At 39.6% G+C, this 18,915-nt stretch carries 10 protein-coding genes; all 10 read right to left on the reverse strand.

From position 1 onward, the window contains the following. Positions 1 to 7: 7 nt before the first annotated feature. Positions 8 to 1,303, reverse strand: a complete 1,296-nt coding sequence (locus ACNQGG_RS10245) for a bile acid:sodium symporter family protein (protein WP_417963654.1) — start codon at positions 1,301 to 1,303, stop codon at positions 8 to 10. 252 nt (positions 1,304 to 1,555) lie between these two features. Next, positions 1,556 to 2,218, reverse strand: a complete 663-nt coding sequence (locus ACNQGG_RS10250) for an aspartate/glutamate racemase family protein (RefSeq protein WP_417963656.1) — start codon at positions 2,216 to 2,218, stop codon at positions 1,556 to 1,558. Then, positions 2,215 to 3,597: a four-carbon acid sugar kinase family protein gene (locus ACNQGG_RS10255; protein ID WP_417963658.1), complete on the reverse strand. Its 1,383-nt coding sequence runs from the start codon at positions 3,595 to 3,597 to the stop codon at positions 2,215 to 2,217. Before ACNQGG_RS10255 ends, ACNQGG_RS10250 begins: the two co-directional genes overlap by 4 nt. Then, the gene (locus ACNQGG_RS10260; protein ID WP_417963660.1) at positions 3,597 to 4,841 is read right to left on the reverse strand and encodes a ribulose-bisphosphate carboxylase large subunit family protein; all 1,245 of its coding nucleotides are present in this window, start codon (positions 4,839 to 4,841) and stop codon (positions 3,597 to 3,599) included. The genes ACNQGG_RS10255 and ACNQGG_RS10260 overlap by 1 nt, the downstream gene beginning before the upstream one ends. A 31-nt stretch (positions 4,842 to 4,872) precedes the next feature. Further along, a complete protein-coding gene (locus ACNQGG_RS10265) occupies positions 4,873 to 7,308 on the reverse strand; it encodes a glycoside hydrolase family 2 TIM barrel-domain containing protein (protein ID WP_417963662.1) in 2,436 nt (811 codons plus the stop codon). Between the two features lie 84 nt (positions 7,309 to 7,392). Beyond that, on the reverse strand, positions 7,393 to 10,893 hold the full coding sequence (locus tag ACNQGG_RS10270) for a malectin domain-containing carbohydrate-binding protein (RefSeq protein ID WP_417963664.1): 3,501 nt from the start codon (positions 10,891 to 10,893) through the stop codon (positions 7,393 to 7,395). A 292-nt stretch (positions 10,894 to 11,185) separates the two neighbouring features. Further along, positions 11,186 to 13,912 (reverse strand): alpha-d-galacturonidase, encoded by a 2,727-nt coding sequence (locus ACNQGG_RS10275; protein ID WP_417963665.1) that lies wholly within the window; start codon positions 13,910 to 13,912, stop codon positions 11,186 to 11,188. 125 nt (positions 13,913 to 14,037) lie between these two features. Further along, the gene (locus ACNQGG_RS10280) at positions 14,038 to 14,931 is read right to left on the reverse strand and encodes a sugar phosphate isomerase/epimerase family protein (protein WP_417963667.1); all 894 of its coding nucleotides are present in this window, start codon (positions 14,929 to 14,931) and stop codon (positions 14,038 to 14,040) included. 77 nt (positions 14,932 to 15,008) lie between these two features. Next, positions 15,009 to 16,154, reverse strand: a complete 1,146-nt coding sequence (locus tag ACNQGG_RS10285) for a sialidase family protein (RefSeq protein WP_417963669.1) — start codon at positions 16,152 to 16,154, stop codon at positions 15,009 to 15,011. Positions 16,155 to 16,156: 2 nt separating this feature from the next. Beyond that, positions 16,157 to 18,913, reverse strand: a complete 2,757-nt coding sequence (locus ACNQGG_RS10290; RefSeq protein WP_417963671.1) for an alpha-L-rhamnosidase — start codon at positions 18,911 to 18,913, stop codon at positions 16,157 to 16,159. Between the last annotated feature and the right edge of the window lie 2 nt (positions 18,914 to 18,915).

The following is an 18,915-nucleotide window of genomic DNA, read 5'->3' on the forward strand; positions in this document are numbered from 1 at the left end:
CTGATTTCTAATTTGCTTCTGTTCGGTATACCACGGCAACAGTTTCCTCCTTATCCCCTTTTTTTCGCCAATAATTTGCCAATAAAGACCCGGAAACATTCATCCATGGACTAAATACCGCAGAGGCCAATCCTAGCGTAGCTAATTTTCCCATAGAGCCCGCTAATCCGGAAGCCATTCCGCCGTTTTGCAAGCCCACTTCAAAAGCAATTGTTTGACAGCTTTTCTTGTCCAAACCGCTAGCTCTGCTCAGCCAATAACCAAAGAAATAACCTGCTCCATTGTGTAATACGGAAGCCAAGAAAAGCAAAAATCCAATTTGGATTAAATTATCTCTGCCGGCAGCAGTGGTTACCAACGTGAAATAGATAATTCCAAACATCGAAAAATAAGGCATAATTGCATCTATTTTAGGATACACCATATACAATAAATGATACAATGAACCTACAATGAGGGCGCCGCACAAGAAGTTCACGATTTCTAATATATGGGCAGCTGTACTGTCTTCTGCAAGTTGGAAAGAATTTCCAAAGAGAAAAACAATACCCAACCAAAGTGATGACAAGATCGTCAAAACATATATTCTTCTTTTTGCTACACTTCCGTAAGTTTTTAGAATATCGTGAACCATAGCTGCTGCCAATGGCACAAGGACAATTTTGATTATTTCCATCATCATGTTGAAAAAATGAACTTCTACCAAAGTTCCTGCAAATATTTTCATTAAAAATGGTGTCATTATAGGTGCAGCCAAAGTGGACATTGCGGTTACAGTAACCGATAAAACCAAATTTCCTTTGGCGATATAGGTCATCACATTAGAAGCCAAACCGCTACTGCAAGATCCAATTAAAATAATCCCCGCCGCAATTTCGGGTTCAAAACCAAAAGTCTTGGCAATAAGAAAACCCATAAGCGGCATTATGGTAAAATGTCCCAGCAAACCAATCAGTACGCCTTTTCCCGATTTTCGGATTCCTGTAAAATCCTCGATACTCATTTGGGTTCCCATTCCGAACATTACCATTTGAATAATAATCAGAATAAGCCATTTATTTCGCATATCGAAACTACCAACGTGCAAGAAAAATTCAGGAAAAATTAATCCTGCACACACGGCGGTAATTATCCAAAAAGTGTATTGATAGCCACTTAATACTTTCAAATGTCCTACCCCAATAGCAATACTTGAAAAACCCAATATCAATCCCATTTTCCAAATCATGTCCATTTGCTGCAACCAACCCAGACCGACAACAATGAAAAGTAATGGGGCAGCCCAAAGAAAATATTTACGCATACAATTTGTTTTTAATGTGTTATGTATTTTTTGATAATTACAACAAACAGGTCGCTCCTACGGAGCTAAAAACAATCTAAAAAACCTTTCTACAAACAGTGCACCCCGCTGGGGCAACTCATCCATTAAAATAAGTTTTTGTCATTTCTCGCTAGGGCAAATTTTAGTCCCATCGGGACTATCTGTTTATAGAAAATTGAAATTCAACAATTCAATAAGCCCCATCGGGGCGACCTATTTGTTAAGCAATATTTAAAAATAAAGCTCCGCCAGTTTTTTCATTGCAATAGCCGGACTTGCCAAAATCGGCACTAATTTTTCTTCAGCACTTAGACTATCTACAACACGAGCCATTGAAGCCTGTGCCAAAACAATTACATCGACTTCTTTCATTAATTCTTTCAAAGCTTCGGCTACCATTTCATCGTGCTTTGCGGTATCCCCGCTCATTAAGGCTTCAAAAGCGCCTTCGCATAATTTTGAAGAGATTGTTACATTTTTACCGGCTAATTCTGCCCTTCTTTTCACCAAATCACTGGTTGGTTCCAATGTTGTAGGCAACGTGGCGATTACCCCAATTTTATTGCTGATTTGCACCGCTTCATCCGCCATTGCCTGATCTACACGAATTACAGGAACACCACTTAATGTCGCTGCTGTTTCAATGGCAACTCCAATAGAAGAACAGGTTACCAATATCACATCGGCTCCCGCTGCTTCTGCAGCCTGAACGTGACTGACTACTCTGGCGGCAGTATTGGGCATTAACTTTCCTTTTTTGATTACGTCTTTGATCAAGCTGTCATCGACGATATTGAACGTTTCTATACCTTTTAAAAACTCGTTGCTTAATTGTTGGAACAAAGGAACCAATGTTGCCGATGTATGTACAAAACCTAAAACTTTTGACTTCATAATTTTTCTCCTTTTAAAACTTTTATAAAATAATCGACGGTACCAACCTGCCCGCCTTTAAAATTCATTTCTATTCCATTTACCCAATCATTGTCCGAAACAGCCTTGCAAAGCGGAGCTCCCGGAGCCAATGGCGCAATCATTTCTAATGCCAGAATATCCAGTTCGGATGCGGCATAACTGGAAGTGTCGCCACCGGCAAAAAGGATTCTTTTTATTTTGACGGTCTTCAGCACTTCTTTGGTTATTTGCCCAAGGACACTTCCGTAAATTGTACTGCATTGTTTTTGAATCTCATTTGCCGACACTCCTTTTGCTATAAAATGCGATTTAGTTTCGGCAATACGCGGGTCGTTTGGCCCAGTACTCGTATGCAGAATGGTACTTTTTCCATTATTGAAATTGGCAACAATTTGAGAAACGGTGCTTTTTATAATTGCTTCCTGATTTTGAATATCGACAGCATTGCTTTCTAATGCAATTTCCAAAAATCCATTTTCCAGAGCGTATTCAATTTGGTTTGATGTCACCGGAGAACAACTTCCCGACAAAACGAGTAAGGGCGAAACTTCTCCCTGTGGTTCAAATTCTATTTCATTTCCTATGATTTTCTCTTCCTTCCAAGCTAATCCCAATGCCATTTCTATTCCGGATGAACCTACAGAGAACAATGTTTTTTCTGTTGCCAATTTGTTAAAAACACTTCCAATAGTTTTTAGATGCTCCAAATTAAAGCCGTCAAAAAACAGAACCTCCGCTTTGTTGTTTGCAACAGCTTCAAGAACTTCTGGCACACCTTTTTCGATTGTGGTTAGATTGACCAGACTTATCGATTTGTCCGTTTGCTTTGCCAAATGCAAAGTCAAGTCAGCTTCGTGAGCTGGCGTAACGGGATGTTTGCTCATCGAAGGATGTCGGTCGATGCGGTAAATTTCTCCGTTTCCAATCGTTCCCATTCGGGCAAATAGATTTCCAAATACACAAAATCGTCCCAAATGTGGTGCTGATGGCGAAACCAACACCGTTTTTTGATTAAAAACTTTACTTCCTATTTCAATCGCTCTACCAATATTTCCCACGTGTGGCGCCGAATCGAAAGTGGAACAAACTTTATAATGAAAATGTGCCGGTTCAAAAATTTTCAAATTTTCGAAAGCAGGAAAAAGTTCCGCTTCCATTTCTGAAGGCGACATTGATCTGCTTTTACCGGCCAAGCCGATAGCCTGAATCCCTGGAAAACGGTCTAAGTCTTTTTGTTCTGGTTTTCGAAGAAAAAGAACCGTTTTCACTCCAGCCAATGTCAGGAATTCAAGGGCATCCGTAGAACCCGTGAAATCATCGCCATAATAGGCCAATAGCAATTTATCTTTCTGGTTCATTATTTAGAAAATTTCTTTACCGATTCGGCAAATTCTGGATATTTCAAAGCTGTTTCTTCCACGGACAAACCGTCAACGGCTCCTGTCCAGGCTTGCTGTAATGCGTTTACTCCGGCTTTTGGTCCCATTGGATGTGCCAAAATTCCGCCACCTGCCATATACAATAAATCGGTGGTTTGGGTTCTTCGGTAGGTTTCAACCGCTTGTCCGCCCCATTGTCCGGATGACACTACGGGCAATACTTCATATCCTCCCAAAAAGGGTTTCAAACACGATTTTATGGAAGTAACCACAGAATCATCTGATTCCCAAAATTTATTCTGAATGCCGTTTACGTGCAATTGATCTACTCCTGCCAACCGTTGGATTTTTTGATACGCCGGAAATTCAATTCCCAACAAAGGATGTCTGTTCAGCATTCCCCAACCGTTTCTATGACCGTGAATTACGAGTTCTCCTTGATCACAAATTTTCTTTGTCCCAGCCAGACCTACGCTATTGATGCTAATCATCGCGCAGCTTCCCTCTTCCTTTTTAATCAAGTCGTATTTTCGTTGCATCTCGTCAATTTCATCACTGATATTGAAGGCATACATCACTTTTTTTCCTGTTTTTTGTTCATTGTCACGGATGACTTTCATAATCGCTTTAACCCTGTCACCAAAAGGAGAATTGGCAGCAGATCCCATCAGTTCATCGTCTTTGATAAAATCAATTCCGGCATCGATCAATGATTTTACCAGAGTGGCGGTTTCATCAATACTAAGACCGATACTTGGTTTTATAATTGTGCCTATCATTGGCCTATCAGCTGGAACGTCACAAGATAATTTAGAACCTTTAAGACCAAATTTCGGTCCTTTAAAATGAGTTGCGAAAGAATCGGGAAGTTCAAAATCCATTAGTTTCAAACCGGTAAACTGCGTTATTTCATATAAATTCCCCTGCAAAGTACTGATTAAAACGGGCAAATTATAGCCAAAATTCTCTATTGACCAACTTACTTTAACCCTCGCCTTTTGGTATTTTTCCCCGGGAATACTTCCTCCTGGAATAGAAGGCGTATCTGATAAATCCAATAATTGAATGTCTTCCACTCTTGCGGCAAAGCGTTTTTTTAACTCTTCGGTTTCACCCGGAACGGATACAAAAGTTCCCGATGATTGTTCACCAGCCAAAACTGCCGAAGCCTGTTCTACATCATAAGGGGTTTCAATAAGATATTCTGCAAAAACTCTTTCCATTATTCTATTTTAAAAAATTATTTATCTGTCCTTATTTTACTTTTATTTCTATGGCTGAAACTGGAATCCAATTCCCTGCAGAAGCTTTCAACTGAATGTTTTCCTGCTGCCCATTCGATTGAATGATCGCGATACATTTCCCATTATAGACTTTGCAGGAACTGGCTTTGAACGAATCTAAACCTGCTTGATAGCCATTATCTACTCCTACCAACTTCCCTCCGCCGCTAACTTCAAAATCAATTAAATTGTTAGCGTTGGGCACCATATTTCCATTGGCATCGGTGATGGAAACCGTTACATACACTAAATCGTAACCATCATTTTGTATGGTTTGTTTATCGCCTACTAAAACTATTTTAGAGGCTGTACCCGCAGTATGAATTTCCTTTTCCAAGACTACTTTTCCGTTTTTTCTGGAAATGGCTTTTATCGTTCCTGGTTCAAATTTTACTCTCCAAGAAATATGCAAATCATCATTTTGTTTGGCTTTTTTACCTAATGATTTTCCGTTCAAGAACAATTCTACTTCATCGGCATTATTATAATACGCCCAAACATCTATTTCCTGGCCTGCTGTCCAGTTCCAATGCGGAAAAATATGCAATACCGGTTTGGTTGTCCATTCACTTTGGTACATATAATAGACATCCTTGGGAAAGCCCGCCAAATCTACGATTCCGAAATAAGAACTTCTTGCCGGATACGGATACGGGTCGGGTTCGCCCAGATAATCGAAACCTGTCCAGATGAAAGTTCCCGCCATAAAATCCTGTTTTTTAATGGTTTTCCAATTGGCTTCGTGTGTAGTTCCCCAATAGGATTGTACCTGATCGTAAGCCGTAACGGTCCAGTCTGCATTTCCGTCAAAAGGCGCACCGTGTTTCGGAGGCCAAGCCTTAATCCCATCCGAAGGAAAATCGTAATGCCCACGGGTTTCCAGAGCCGAAACACTTTCGGAAGCCAATATTTTTTGTCCTTTAAAACGAGTCGGAAAATCTTTGTAATCCTCGTGCTTGTAGTTGAATCCCAACAAATCCAAAGCACCCGATTGATAGATGAAATTTTTCTCTATAACATTCTCTGTCAAAGCGCTCGTAACGGGACGAGTGGTATCAAGCGATTTTACGATTTGAGCCAATTCTCTGGTAATGGCAATTCCAGTGCTGTCAAATTGTTCCCTGATTTCGTTTCCAATACTCCACATGATCACCGACGGATGGTTGCGGTCTCTCCTAATGAAATCTTCCAAATCCTGTTTGTGCCACGCATCCCAATCTTTATGGTAATCGTTGGTCACTTTTTTCTTTTTCCAAACATCGGTAAACTCAGCCTGAACAATAAATCCCATCTCATCGCACAATTGCATCATCTCCAACGAATGTGGATTGTGCGACATTCGGATGGCATTGGTTCCCATTTCTTTCAGGATTTTCAATTTTCTTTTGACGGCGTGAATGTTTTCTACAGCTCCCAAAGCTCCGTTGTCGTGATGCAGGCAAACGCCTAATATTTTCGTCGGAACACCATTCAGCGAAAAGCCTTTTTCGGCATCGAAATTGAAGAATCGGAATCCTAAAGGCGTTTCGTAATTATCGACTACTATTGAATTCTCATAAATTGTAGTGAGAATTTTGTGCATATTCGGATTTTTTGTATCCCATAATTTTGGCTGATTCACGCTTAGATTATGTACTTTTTTTGAAGTGGTATGGGCAGCTATTTTTTCAGTTGTAGTTGCATTGGCTACTTCTTTATTATTCGCATCCAGAATAGAAGTCACCAATTTGAATCCTTTTTCAGCATCGGTTTTATTTTCGATCGTTACCTCCAAATGTACCGAGGCTTTTTCTGTCGAAACTTCCGGCGTTGTAACATAAGTTCCCCATTTTGCGACGTGCAATTTTTCGCTGGCAACCAATCTTACATTTCTATAAATTCCCGATCCTGTGTACCATCTGGAATTGGGTTGCGCATCGTTATCTACTTTTACGGCAATGACGTTTTGCTGTGTTCCAAAATGCAAATATTGTGACAATTCATACCCAAATGAAATGTATCCATTCGGGCGAATGCCCAACGAATGCCCGTTAATCCATACTTCACTGTTTTTGAATACACCATCAAATTCTATTGAAACGGTTTTGTTCTTCCATCCTTCTGGAAGTCTAAATGTTTTGCGGTACCAACCCATTCCCGCCGGCAAAAATGCTTGTGCTTGTTTGGTTGGATTATCCTTATTAAACGCGCCTTCAATGCTCCAGTCGTGCGGCAATTGAAGTATTCTCCAATCAGCAGTATTGAAATTGGATTCAATCGCTGTTGGATAATCCCCTAATTTGAAGTTCCAGTTTTTATTGAAGTCTTCAACGATTCGGACTTGTTTTTTTGTTGAGGCGCAGGCAACCAGAAACAACAATACGATTGCTGTTCCGAGTTTTTGTAAAACGTTTTTATATAACATCATAATTTTATTCTTTTACCGCAAATTCGCAAATTATTAATCTAAATTGAAAGTAATGAAATTTACGAATTTGCAGTTAATTTAATTTTATTGAAACTCAAAAGAATCCAAAAGCAAGCCTTTCATATCATCTGATTCTATCGTGATTTTATACGTTCCAGCGTTGATATAACCGCCGGAAGTGGTATTTAATATCTTCCATTTTTCTGTGGCTGAAGGAAACTCAATCGTGTCATTTCGCATCAGGATTCCGTAGGCATCTTCCATTTTGAATTTGACTTTCAACGGCGTTTCATTTCGGTTCATAAAACGGAAACGCATCAGATAAATTCCCGCTACTCCCGGTTTTACTTCAAACTGAATGCTATTTTTCGATTTTTGTGTGAATTCGATGTAATCGGCTTTTTTGAAGTTTCCTTTTTCGATTCCGCTTCCAGTGGTTTTGGCAGTTTCTGCTTCCAAAAGTACAACCGGTCTGGAATCGTCTTTTTCGCCCATATCATACGTTGGAACAACCGCAATAGTACTTTGATTTTCTGAATTTTCGAAAAGTACTTTTTCTCCTTTTTTTACTTTTTTATGAAAAACCGAAAATTGTACTCTATCTGAATTTTTGGCCGTTTCATCTAATTTTTTATAACCGGAAATAGAATCCTTTGATGTACTAAAAAGATATACTTCTGAATCATCTTTAGCAACAAAAGAACCGGAAGCTTTCGAATTAGCTGATAATTGCAAATAATCAGCTCCAAAAACTTCAGCAGGCAATTGTGTAAAAACAACTTCCGAATCTGAATATTGTTTGGAATTGATATCCAGCCACGAACCGATTTTAGTTCCTGGATTACCCGCAACACTCTGAATATTTCGTGGCGATGCCGAAGCTCCTTTTATCGTTTTATCTTTGGTAGCAATAGCAATTGCCGAAATTATCGCCTGACCTGCCTTTACATTCGGGAATGAAATAGTGATTTTTCCGTTTTTGCTTTTTACAACAAAGGTTTTCTTAAGTGCAACATCGTGTCCGACTTCACTCCAAATATCAAAATCCTTTAGCACCACATTGTCACTGATGGCTACATCAAACAAGCGCCAACCTTTGCAATCCAATCCGCCACCGGTTCCGTACCAGGGTTCCGTGAAATATAATTCCACCAGATATTCGCCGTCCAGAGCAGGGAATTCGTAACGCAATTTGTCGATTCCATATCTGAAACTTTGAAACAATTTCCAATCTTTGGTTCCTGCAATAGGATCAAAAGTACTACGCTGACTGGCATAAAAATCAGGCAATTGTTTGAAATTATCCGTCCACGACAAAGAACCCCAAGTGTTTGTTCCGCTTTTATGAACGTCTGCCTGCCAAGTATTCCCGAGAGAATCCGTGATTTCGCTACCGCCACTGTTCACTCTGTAAATGTAATTGTAGGCTTTTTGAGGTTTTAAAATTGTTTCTTTCTTGGTTACTAATGCATTGAAATTAGGCGCTTTTGGCAAAGTATTCAAAACGATATAATCTTTGGCAACCGCTTTTCCGTTTACGTAACCTACGGCATACAAAACGTTGTATTGAATATTGACATTATTCCATTGAAAATGCTGACCCAATCCCGGATTTTTTAGTTTTCCCAGTGATGATTTATTCACATCATTGAACAGTTCTACGGCATCACAGTTCGAATACACATCGATTCCGTTTTTGATTCCCGGAGCATCCCAACGATTCGGCCAGGTGTGCGAAACGATATACACCATCGGGTTGGTTTTGTTCGAAACATAATTAGCGCGGTACATATAATACGAATCCAAAGGTTCGCCCCAAATGCTAAAAAGCCCTTTGTAATTCACCGGTCCCACTTTGTCAATATCTCGAAAACCTTCCCCGTTTTGCGTGCGTCCCGGATTTTCGTGTGAAGCAAAAAGCCAGTTGAATTGTCCCGCAATTTTATCTTTTACCGATTCGGCTTCGCGGACTTTTATTTCCATTAATTGGGAGAAACGGTTTTCACTCAAAGTTCCTTTTTGGTCGAATTCACCTTCGGTGTGTAAATCGTGTGAACGCCAAGCGCCGTATTCTCCGTTTAACAATTGCTTGCTCATTTCGACATCGTAATTAAACGGATCGCCACCATAGGTTCCCGACCAATTTTGCACAACATTCCAATCCGTTCCTTCTCCTCCGTTACAGGTTGTTACGATGCGTTGTGAAGCCGACATTGGATCCATTTCCCGAATGATTTTCGTGCATTCTTCTGCAAATGCTGCCGGAATAGTACTTTCGTTTTGCAATCCCCACATCACGACAGACGCATTATTTCTACGTTCTTTAATCCATTCTCGCAATAAGGTTTTGAAATTTTCCTTAAATTCTGGCGTGTCGTACCAAATGTGTGCCGAAAACTGACTCCAAAACAGGATTCCATTTTCGTCTAATTCTTCCTGATATTTTAAATTATGAGGCTGGTGGGCTTCGCGAAAAGCATTAAATCCTCCTGCTTTTATTTGTTCGATTCTCGAATGGATTTGCTCGTCTGAGAATGAATGACTGTTTCCGATTAAATGTTCGTATTCGCAGGTTCCGTTAATGAACAAAGGTTCGTCGTTGATGTAAAAACGGTTGTCTTTTCCGTCACGACTCACTGGCCAACTTACCCAACGGATTCCGTATGGTGTTTTTAGTTCGTCTATTTTTTTCCCGTTTTCAGAAATTGTGGTGACCAATTGGTACAAGTAAGGACTGGCGGGAGACCATAATTTTGGGTTTGAAATTTCGGGGAGTGTTTGTGCTATTTCTTTTGTTTCACCGGCAATGCTATTCGTTTCGCTTTTGGAAGTACTGATTTCCTTCCCTGCTGCATCGAAAAGCGTATTGACAATGGTTAGTTTTCGGTTGAAATTTCCGTAGTTTTTGATTTCGGTAGTAATGTTCAGAGTCGCTTTTTCTTTGGAAATTCCTTTGTCATTCCAAATGTGAACGCCAAAAGGTTCTATGCGGACTCCATCGGTAACGACTAAAGTGACTGGTCTGAAAATCCCCATTGGCTGTGAGCCTTCGGAGAATCCCCATTCTCCGGAACAGCCTCCACAAACCCAAGGCAAATCGGCAATGAATGACGGATGAGCCGCTTTAACCATTATATCATTTTCTTTTTCGAAAGAAACGGCATCGGTAATATCGACTGTAAAAGTGGTTCTTCCGCCTTTGTGTTCGCCTACTTTTTTGCCGTTTACCCAAACAGTCGCATACGAACTTACGCCTTCAAAATAAAGGAAAAGTCTTTTTCCTGAATCTGATTTATCCAGTTGTAAAATTTTGTGATACCAAGCGGTGCCGTGCAAATTCCCGTGTTTTGTTCTTCGGAAGCCGTAATACTGGTCCCAATTGTGGGGTATGTTTACTTTTTTCCATTGGGAATCCACTTTTGGATTGCTCACAAAGGCTTGTTCTTGTTGCGGAAGATTGTCCAAAACAATGGTTTCCCAAGAGGAGTTCAGCGAAACTTCTTTACGAAAGGATATTGCTTTTTCTTGGGTTTGCGACCAAGAAAAAGTAGATATAAAAAATAGTATGTAAATTAATTTCTTCATATTGCTGTTTATCCTCACCACTCCCGAAGCCTCGGGACTCTCCAAAGGAGAGGGAGCCGAAACTGGATAAGTGTAATTTTTAATTTCACTATTAGTATTTCAATCCTGTAAGGTTTCCAAAACATTGCAGGAAATCTGTTAACTTCAAAATATTCTATTCTCCCTTGTTTTGCGTGAGGGATGGCAGTGGAGCTCTTTTTGAGGCGATTTTTTTCGCCTCAAAAAAAAGCGGGAACGTACAGCTCGACCCGTAGTTTTTACGAAGGGTCACGCTCACATTAAAAAATGCACCTTAATAAAACAACCAATCTACCGCTCCTTTTTCGCCTTCGTCTATAAACCCAACATCACGAGTTGTAATCGTTTGATTCGCATCAATAAAACCTAAAATCAAAACTTTGCCTTTGCCCAAATCTAATTTATTTTCGCCGGGTTGAAACGTATATGTATGGATATTTACTCGCGGCAATTCTTTCAGATTCATCGCACTTGCCAAAATTACTTCGGCTTGACCGTACGCATTTCCGGCTGCATCAGTTTCCAGACTTGGCGGGAACAAGAATCTTTTCTGGTCGGAATTGAAATAACCGACAACCAGTTTTACGGCTTTGGTATTTTTGAATTTCAAATGCGTTCCGTTCTCATTTTGTGCAGTTTCCTCGAAGGTAATTCCTTTTAGATTTTGCAGTTCGGGAGCTATTTTTATCAGTTCGGAAATAGGAGTGCCATAGACTTTAGTTCCGTTTTTCACTGGATATGTTGCTTTGTTTGCGCTCAACAAAGTTACTTCGGCGGTTTGCCAAGGCTTGCCTACTGCCGTTTCTATTTTACCGTCTTTTGAAGATTTCAAAAGGGCAATATTTCGCTTGAAATTGGCTAACTCACGTTCGTAATGTGGCAACAATTCTGCCCAGGTTTTGTTGTTTCCGTCGTCTCCGCCAATCGGGATTCGACGTTGTGCGGTCTGCATACTGTTGGCATACAAATAATGATCTTTGGTTAGATTCACCAATAATTCGTAATGTTTGATGCTTTCTTCAAGATGCGGAAGGGCTTTATCCAAATCGGCAATTTCGTTGGAATAGCTGTAACGCAAGACCAGCAAAGCAGTTTTTACTTTCTCCGAAAAGAAATCGGCGAAGGCTTTGTAAGCGTGCATATCGTTTTTCAGGCGCAGGAATTCTTCCTTGTCTTTGGTCACTTTTGACTCGGCTTTATCAATAGCTTCAACGGCTAATTTTCCGTGTTGCGTGATTTCGGCTATTATTTGCGTTGGCAATTCCCCAACGTGCGGCTCTTTGTTCCATTCTTTTTTGGCGTATTCCAAAAGCAATTCTCCCACTGGCCCGCACGATTCGTGGAATCCAGGGTAAACTCTCCATTTGGCTGGATTTACTAATTGACTTTCGAACATTCCTAATAATAAAGTCTGACGATTTCCTTCGGTGATTCCGAAACGTCGTAATGTTTTTGGAGCGATTTCTCCGGCTTCTTCGTAGGCTTTCAGAATGTTATTTGCACCTTCTGTATCAGTTCCGAATTTATCCGCCAATTGTTTGTCCCAATATTGGATTTCGGCAGTTCTGTCTCTTTTACTTTCCCAGGCATATCTTGCCCAAGCCTTGTACCAAATCCAATCGCGATCCATTTCCAACAATCGCTTATCGGTTTTATCTGCCGTGTAAGGCCAGTCCCAATAGGATGATTGCGGGTACAAATGCAGCGCATTGGCACCGTGAATATTATGCATTGCCTGAACCGTTTTTTGGATAAAATCCGGTGACCCGTATCGGAAAGGTTCCAAATTCGCCAAAATATGTACGTTTGAAATGTGTACCGAATTCAACGAACTCAACTTTTTGTGAATTTCTCCCCAAGGGCCACGAGGCGTGTAAGTTGTCAAGGACTCTCCGTTGTACTTGTGCATCGTGTATAAATTTTTATACAACGGAAGCGATTTTTCCATTACCAAAGGCGCATCGGTATCGTGCGCACGAAGAATAATTGGTGGTTCGTCAGTTCTTCCCAAGGTTTTCATACCATCCTGAACTCCCGGAATGATGGTTTTTGTAAACCATTCGACATCATCGTCGATAGTATTTATGGCTTCCCCCAAACATACTAACAATCCTACGTTTGGATATTTTTCGATAAAAGCGGTAATTGATTTTTTGGTGTAATCAGCGATTTCAGGCGTAATCGGACGTGAACGATCCTGTGTTTTGATGTTGTAATGCTCCGCAAAAGGCTTGGAAACAATGATATTGTAGAACATCTGAATCACCCAGATTCCCCTTTTGTTCGCCTCTACGGTTAGGTAATTATAAATTTCTTCGTTCTTTTTGAAATCTTCTTCGCTTACTTCTAATGCGAACGGATAATCTTTTAGTTTTACCAAAGAGGCAAACGGATGTCCGTTCCATAAATACAGTGAATTTAGTCTGTTGTCAACCATCATATCCAGATACTTTGTCCACAGTTTTTTATCGTAAAACCAAGGAAAAGATTCCGGTGTGTATGGATACTCGTAAACGTCTCTTCCCGGAAGATACACCGGTTTTTGAACTCCGATACACGAGCCTCTCAAAACCATTTCGGGACTGTCATCGATATTAATTTCTGACGGAATTTCACCTGAAGTTTTGATTCGGTCTGCCAATTCCAAAGCGCCGTACAAAGCTCCGGTTGCATCGGTTCCTTCAATGAAAATGATGTTTTTTTGCGTGCGGATTTGAAAACCCTCTTTTTTTGTTAGTTGGCTGTCGTCGATTTTAGCGTTTTTTGCGTTTTGCTTCCAAAAATCAGTTCCTTTTTCGCCAATAACGATTACTTTATCTTTTGATTTTTTAGGCGTTTTGTCTGCAAAAGTTATTTTGAAGCCTTTTGATGTTGCGGTTTCTGATAGTTTTTCGGCACCATATTGCGCTCTTGGTGCTTTGGCATCACGAACGATGGTGATGTTTTGCGCTGATGCAAAAGTGACAAATAATCCTAAAAAAAATATGCTTAAATATTTCATTGTATTGTGATTTTTGTTTTGCCACAAAGTCTCAAAGACGCAAAGTTTTTAAAAGTCAATAATTTATTAAAACCATTGAACTTAAATTTTCTTTGTGGCTTTGTGCCTTCGTGGCATTTAATTTTTTAATTCTGAAAAATGCGTTTTAAATATGCAACGTTAGCTCCGTAATTCGCTTTTACATTATGTACTTGAGTCACATCACGAGAACGTTCTACAATCAGCCAGCCTTTCCAGTTCATCTCGTCCAGCGTTTTTTTGATTTTTGGCATATCGACATTTTTATCGTTTTCTAACCAAACGTTATCTGTTGTGGAAGCGTGAATCTGAGCCAGATGTTTTTTGCCTAAAATCTTCAATTCGGCTGCGATGTCTCTTCCATTATCTACGGCGTTCGCAAAATTAAAAGAACTTTTGATGTGTTTACAGCCAATTTCTTCCAACAGTTTTTTCTCTTCGGTAGCGTTTAGTGAAGTTTCGATGGCAATGACACCACCTATTTTGCCTACTTGTTTTCCTGCCCATTTTAATCTTTCGATAATTATTGGATGTAATTCCGGATTTTTTGTTAAATCGCTTTCTGTACCCAAAGGCAAATAAGCAACTTTAACTTTCATGTTTTTCATTGTTGAAACACAATCATTAATCATCAATGTGATCGAATCTCTTTTGGCGAATGACTGTGCATAGAATCCTGACATCGCGATGGAACTGATTCCGACACCTGTTTCTTTAGATTTATCCAAAAACTTTTGTCTTTCAATCGGGTCGCCTAATTTGCTGTCGAATGTAGGTCTGTTTCCCAAACCTCCCATATCCAGTTCGATTCCGTCTGCTTTTATTTCGGCAGCCAAAGCAAAAGAACCCAATTTTTGTCTTTTTAAAATCATCCAGTCGCAAACTGCCACTTTGTAGCGTTGCTTTTTTGATGATTGAGCCGAAACTTCGCTATTGAATGCTCCCGATAAAACAACAAGCATCACAATGATTAGGCTCCTTTGAAAATTAATTAATTTCATAGTATATTTTTTACCATTAAGAAAATTAAGTGTGATACTTAATAAAACTTAACTTTCTTAATGGTTAATTTTTAAATCTATTCTTCTTCCGCTTTAACGGCTTTTACCTCTTTATTTTCATCACCAGGCCAAATTCCGTTTTTGATAGGAAGGGCTTTTAATTTTGTTGGATCGATTTTTACGTATTTCAGTTTTTCTCTTCTCCAGGTGTAAACGATATGCACCATTCCGTCTGAACTCTGGATCATCGATGGATACGAATATTGGCTAATTTTCGAATCTTCCAAAACCAATACCGCTTTCCAATTGATTCCGTCGTCAGAAATAGAAAGATTCAAAGGTGTTCTTGGTCCTTTGACTAAATCCCCAGGAGGCAAAACGTGATTATAAACCAATAAGTGTTTACCGTTTTTAAGCGTTACGGCATCGGTTCCGGAGTTATTATTTGGCAAACCAATCAAAGATACATCCGACCAAGTTTTTCCGTTGTCTTTTGAAAACGTGCTAAAAATAGCTCTATTTCTGGTTCTTCCAATGGCCTGAATACTTCCATCTTTATGAAAAAGAATACTTGGCTGAATGGCATTAATTTTTTGTTTTCCTCTGGATAAAGTATCTCCCATAACCCAAGTTTTTCCAAAATCGGGAGTCGATTCCATACGCAAACGCCAGCCATCACCTTCGATGCTTGAAGGAAGCAATAGTGTTCCGTTACTCAATAAAACTGGTTTGTTTTTGATTGGCCCCAAGAATCCGTCAGGCATTTTCTCCGCTTCCGACCAAGTTTTTCCACCATCAGAAGACCTTCTTAACATTCCCCACCATTCTGATGGTTTCGGTCCAATTTTATAAAACAACATCAAATCTCCACCCGGAATTTGGTACAAAACAGGATTCCACGTTGGTAATCTTGGCCCTTCTTTCATTACACCATCAGCCACTTTCACTCCTTCGCCCCATTTATCGCTTCCTTTTGGTTTGATAGCTACATAAATACAAACATCAGGATTTCTTTCAGCAGTTCCGCCAAACCAAGACGACACTAAATCTCCGTTAGTTGCTTCCACAATGGTTACAGCATGACAAGAAGGATAAGGTGCCTTATCATATATAAATTCATCTACTAAAATTCCTTCTTTCCAAGTCTTTTTTTCCAAAGCAGATTTACAGCTTCCTAAAAGTAGTACGGTTAAAAGGAGAAGGGTTGTCTTTAAGGTTTTCATTACTATTGTTTTATATTATTTGTATTTATTTGATAAGATCCCGATGGTAATTCAAGCACCAATTTGTTGTTTTCTATTTTACAGGATTTTGAAACTTTTTCATTATTTACTTTCACATCCGAAGCATTCGTTGTTGGCAAATACACCAAGGCCGATGAATTAGCTGGAATGATAATTTTCCAAACTAAATTGGTTTTGCTTGTCTTCCAATCGCTTTTAATCAGGCCGTAAATTGATTCGTAAGAAGCATTTACATAAGTCAATCCAGCCTTGAAATCAGGTTTCATAATGATTTGCTTGAAACCCGGAGTTTCGGGATTGCTCTTGATTCCCGCCATATTTTCATAATACCAAATCAACAAATCACCCAAAAGCATCACGTGATTTTGAGAATTCATTGTTGGGTCAGCGGTGTTTCCGTTCCATAATTCCCAAATGGTTGTCGCTCCATTTTCTACCATATAACCCCAACTTGGATAGGTTTTGTTTGAAGCCAATTTATAAGCCAAATCTCCTCTTCCAAAATTCGTTAAGGTTCGCATCAAAAATTGGGTTCCAATGACACCGGTACTAATATGTCCGTTCTTAGTAACCTCAACTTCGTGAACCATACTTTGAAATACTTTCTCTTTTAAGTTTTCAGGAACCAGACCAAAAGCCAAAGGCAATACGTTTGCCGTCACGGTATTATTAGCGTAGTTGTTTGTTGCAACATTCAAATATTTCGCATTGAATGCTATTTTGATTCTTATTGACAAATCCTCATAATGTACAATATCGGCTTCAGCATTCGCGATTTTGGCAAATTTTTTCATTATTCCCAACAGCTGATAATAAAAGGCACTCGATAACAATCCACCATCCGTTAAGCGAGTCGGATCTTTGGAACGAATCAATTCTAATGATTCCGGTGGAACACACCAATCTCCATATTTATCCTTGTCCATTAAATCGTTTTGCAAATAATTTTCCTCCATATATGTCATCCATTTTTTCATTGATGGATACTGCTTTTTAACTACTGCTGCATCGGCAAATTGTTGGTACAACATATCGGCAACCGTGATGTACGTTCCCGGCCAAGTCACATTATCGCCATAATAACGCCAAAATGCCGGTGCCACATCAGGTAATCCTCCATCCTGGGTTTGGGAATATTTAATATCATCCAGCCATTTGGCATACAAAGTTTGGTTATCGAATAAAAAACTTTCGCCATAAGCGCCCGTTGTTCGGTCTCCCAACCAAGGCTGACGCTCGTTTCGTTGTGGACAATCAATTGGCATTCCTTTGTAATTTCCCCTGATTCCCCAATAGGCATTTTTAAAAATTTGGTTCATCGTGGCATCCGAAGATTCAAAAGTTCCAGTTGTTTTGATGTCGTCATACACCACTTTCCCTATGAAATTATCCAATGTTGGTTTGGTGGTATAACCTGAAATTTCTACGAATCGGAAACCGTGAAATATAAAACGAGGTTCCCAAATTTCTTCTCCTTCGCCTTTCAACGTATAAACATCCGTTGTTTTAGCATCCCGCAAATTGGCAATATAAAGCGAACCGTCAGCCTGCAAAGATTCGACAAACTTCATCGTGATTTGATCGCCACTTTTTCCTTTTGCTTTCAGTTGCAACCAGCCCACCATATTTTGCCCCATATCCAAAATGTAAGTTCCTTTTGGAGTAGTTTTTATCGAAAGTGGTTTTACTTCGCCCATGATTTTCATATTCGGTGTCATTTGGGCTTCATAAAAACCGCCCGGTTCCTGCACGTATCTGGCATTTACCCAAGTTTTATCGTCGAAATTGGTTCTGTTCCAATCTTTCATTTCTTTGCGGGCATCGTATTCTTCTCCGTCATATTCGTTGTTGGACAAAATAGGTCCGTCAGTGGTTAGTTTCCAGGTATCATCTGTTCTGATTACTTCTTTGCTTCCATCAGCATATTCAATAAATAACTGCAACGCCATTTTTGGGAAACCGAATGATTTTATTTTATATGGTTTGTAATCCTGACGCATCGCAAAAAAACGTCCGTTTCCTAAAATCGTTCCCAACATATTTTTGCCTTCTTTCAATTGAGAAGTCACATCAAAAACATTGTATTTTACGTTTTTGGTGTAGTCTGTTGCAACGGGAGCCAATACCTGATCGCCAATTTTTTTTCCGTTGATATACAACTCATACAAGCCCATCCCCATAATATAGACTTTGGCTTCTTTAATTGGCTTCTTTAAATCAATTTCTTTCCTTAAATAACGAGCTGACAACCTGGCGAACTGACTTACACTATCCAAAGGAGATACTTTATCATATCCTATCCAACGCGTCGATTTCCAATCCGCATAGGTTAAAATTCCAATGCTAAAATGAGCACTCCAATTCGATTTAATCTCTCCTTTATTCGTCCAAACGGTTACTTTCCAAAACGCATTTTGTCTGTTTTCTAATCGTTTTCCGTTATAAATAATATTGACAGATTCATTGCTTTCTACTTTTCCACTATCCCATAAATCGGCTTTATTCGCATTCAGATTTTCTAAAGTCGAAGCCACTATAATTTGAAAGGCTGTTTGTTTGACAGCATTAGCATCCGCCTTTATTTGCCAACTCAAACGGGGTTGTACCACATCGATTCCTTCCGGATTGACCAGCATTTCGCATTGCAAATTCTTGACGCTGATTTTATTTTGGGCTTTCGCCAAAGAAAAACAGAGCGATGCAATTAAGATGAATGTATATAGAAATGTTTTTTTCATGA

Origin of the sequence: Flavobacterium esculini, from assembly GCF_048284325.1 — a bacterium.
Lineage (GTDB): Bacteria > Bacteroidota > Bacteroidia > Flavobacteriales > Flavobacteriaceae > Flavobacterium.

What these genes read in the sequence shown, in the direction of transcription:
- ACNQGG_RS10245 (WP_417963654.1), bottom strand. Translation starts at nt 1,303, where the DNA reads ATGCGTAAATATTTTCTTTGGGCTGCCCCATTACTTTTCATTGTTGTC.
- ACNQGG_RS10250 (WP_417963656.1), bottom strand. Translation starts at nt 2,218, where the DNA reads ATGAAGTCAAAAGTTTTAGGTTTTGTACATACATCGGCAACATTGGTT.
- ACNQGG_RS10255 (WP_417963658.1), bottom strand. Translation starts at nt 3,597, where the DNA reads ATGAACCAGAAAGATAAATTGCTATTGGCCTATTATGGCGATGATTTC.
- ACNQGG_RS10260 (WP_417963660.1), bottom strand. Translation starts at nt 4,841, where the DNA reads ATGGAAAGAGTTTTTGCAGAATATCTTATTGAAACCCCTTATGATGTA.
- ACNQGG_RS10265 (WP_417963662.1), bottom strand. Translation starts at nt 7,308, where the DNA reads ATGATGTTATATAAAAACGTTTTACAAAAACTCGGAACAGCAATCGTA.
- ACNQGG_RS10270 (WP_417963664.1), bottom strand. Translation starts at nt 10,893, where the DNA reads ATGAAGAAATTAATTTACATACTATTTTTTATATCTACTTTTTCTTGG.
- ACNQGG_RS10275 (WP_417963665.1), bottom strand. Translation starts at nt 13,912, where the DNA reads ATGAAATATTTAAGCATATTTTTTTTAGGATTATTTGTCACTTTTGCA.
- ACNQGG_RS10280 (WP_417963667.1), bottom strand. Translation starts at nt 14,931, where the DNA reads ATGAAATTAATTAATTTTCAAAGGAGCCTAATCATTGTGATGCTTGTT.
- ACNQGG_RS10285 (WP_417963669.1), bottom strand. Translation starts at nt 16,154, where the DNA reads ATGAAAACCTTAAAGACAACCCTTCTCCTTTTAACCGTACTACTTTTA.
- ACNQGG_RS10290 (WP_417963671.1), bottom strand. Translation starts at nt 18,913, where the DNA reads ATGAAAAAAACATTTCTATATACATTCATCTTAATTGCATCGCTCTGT.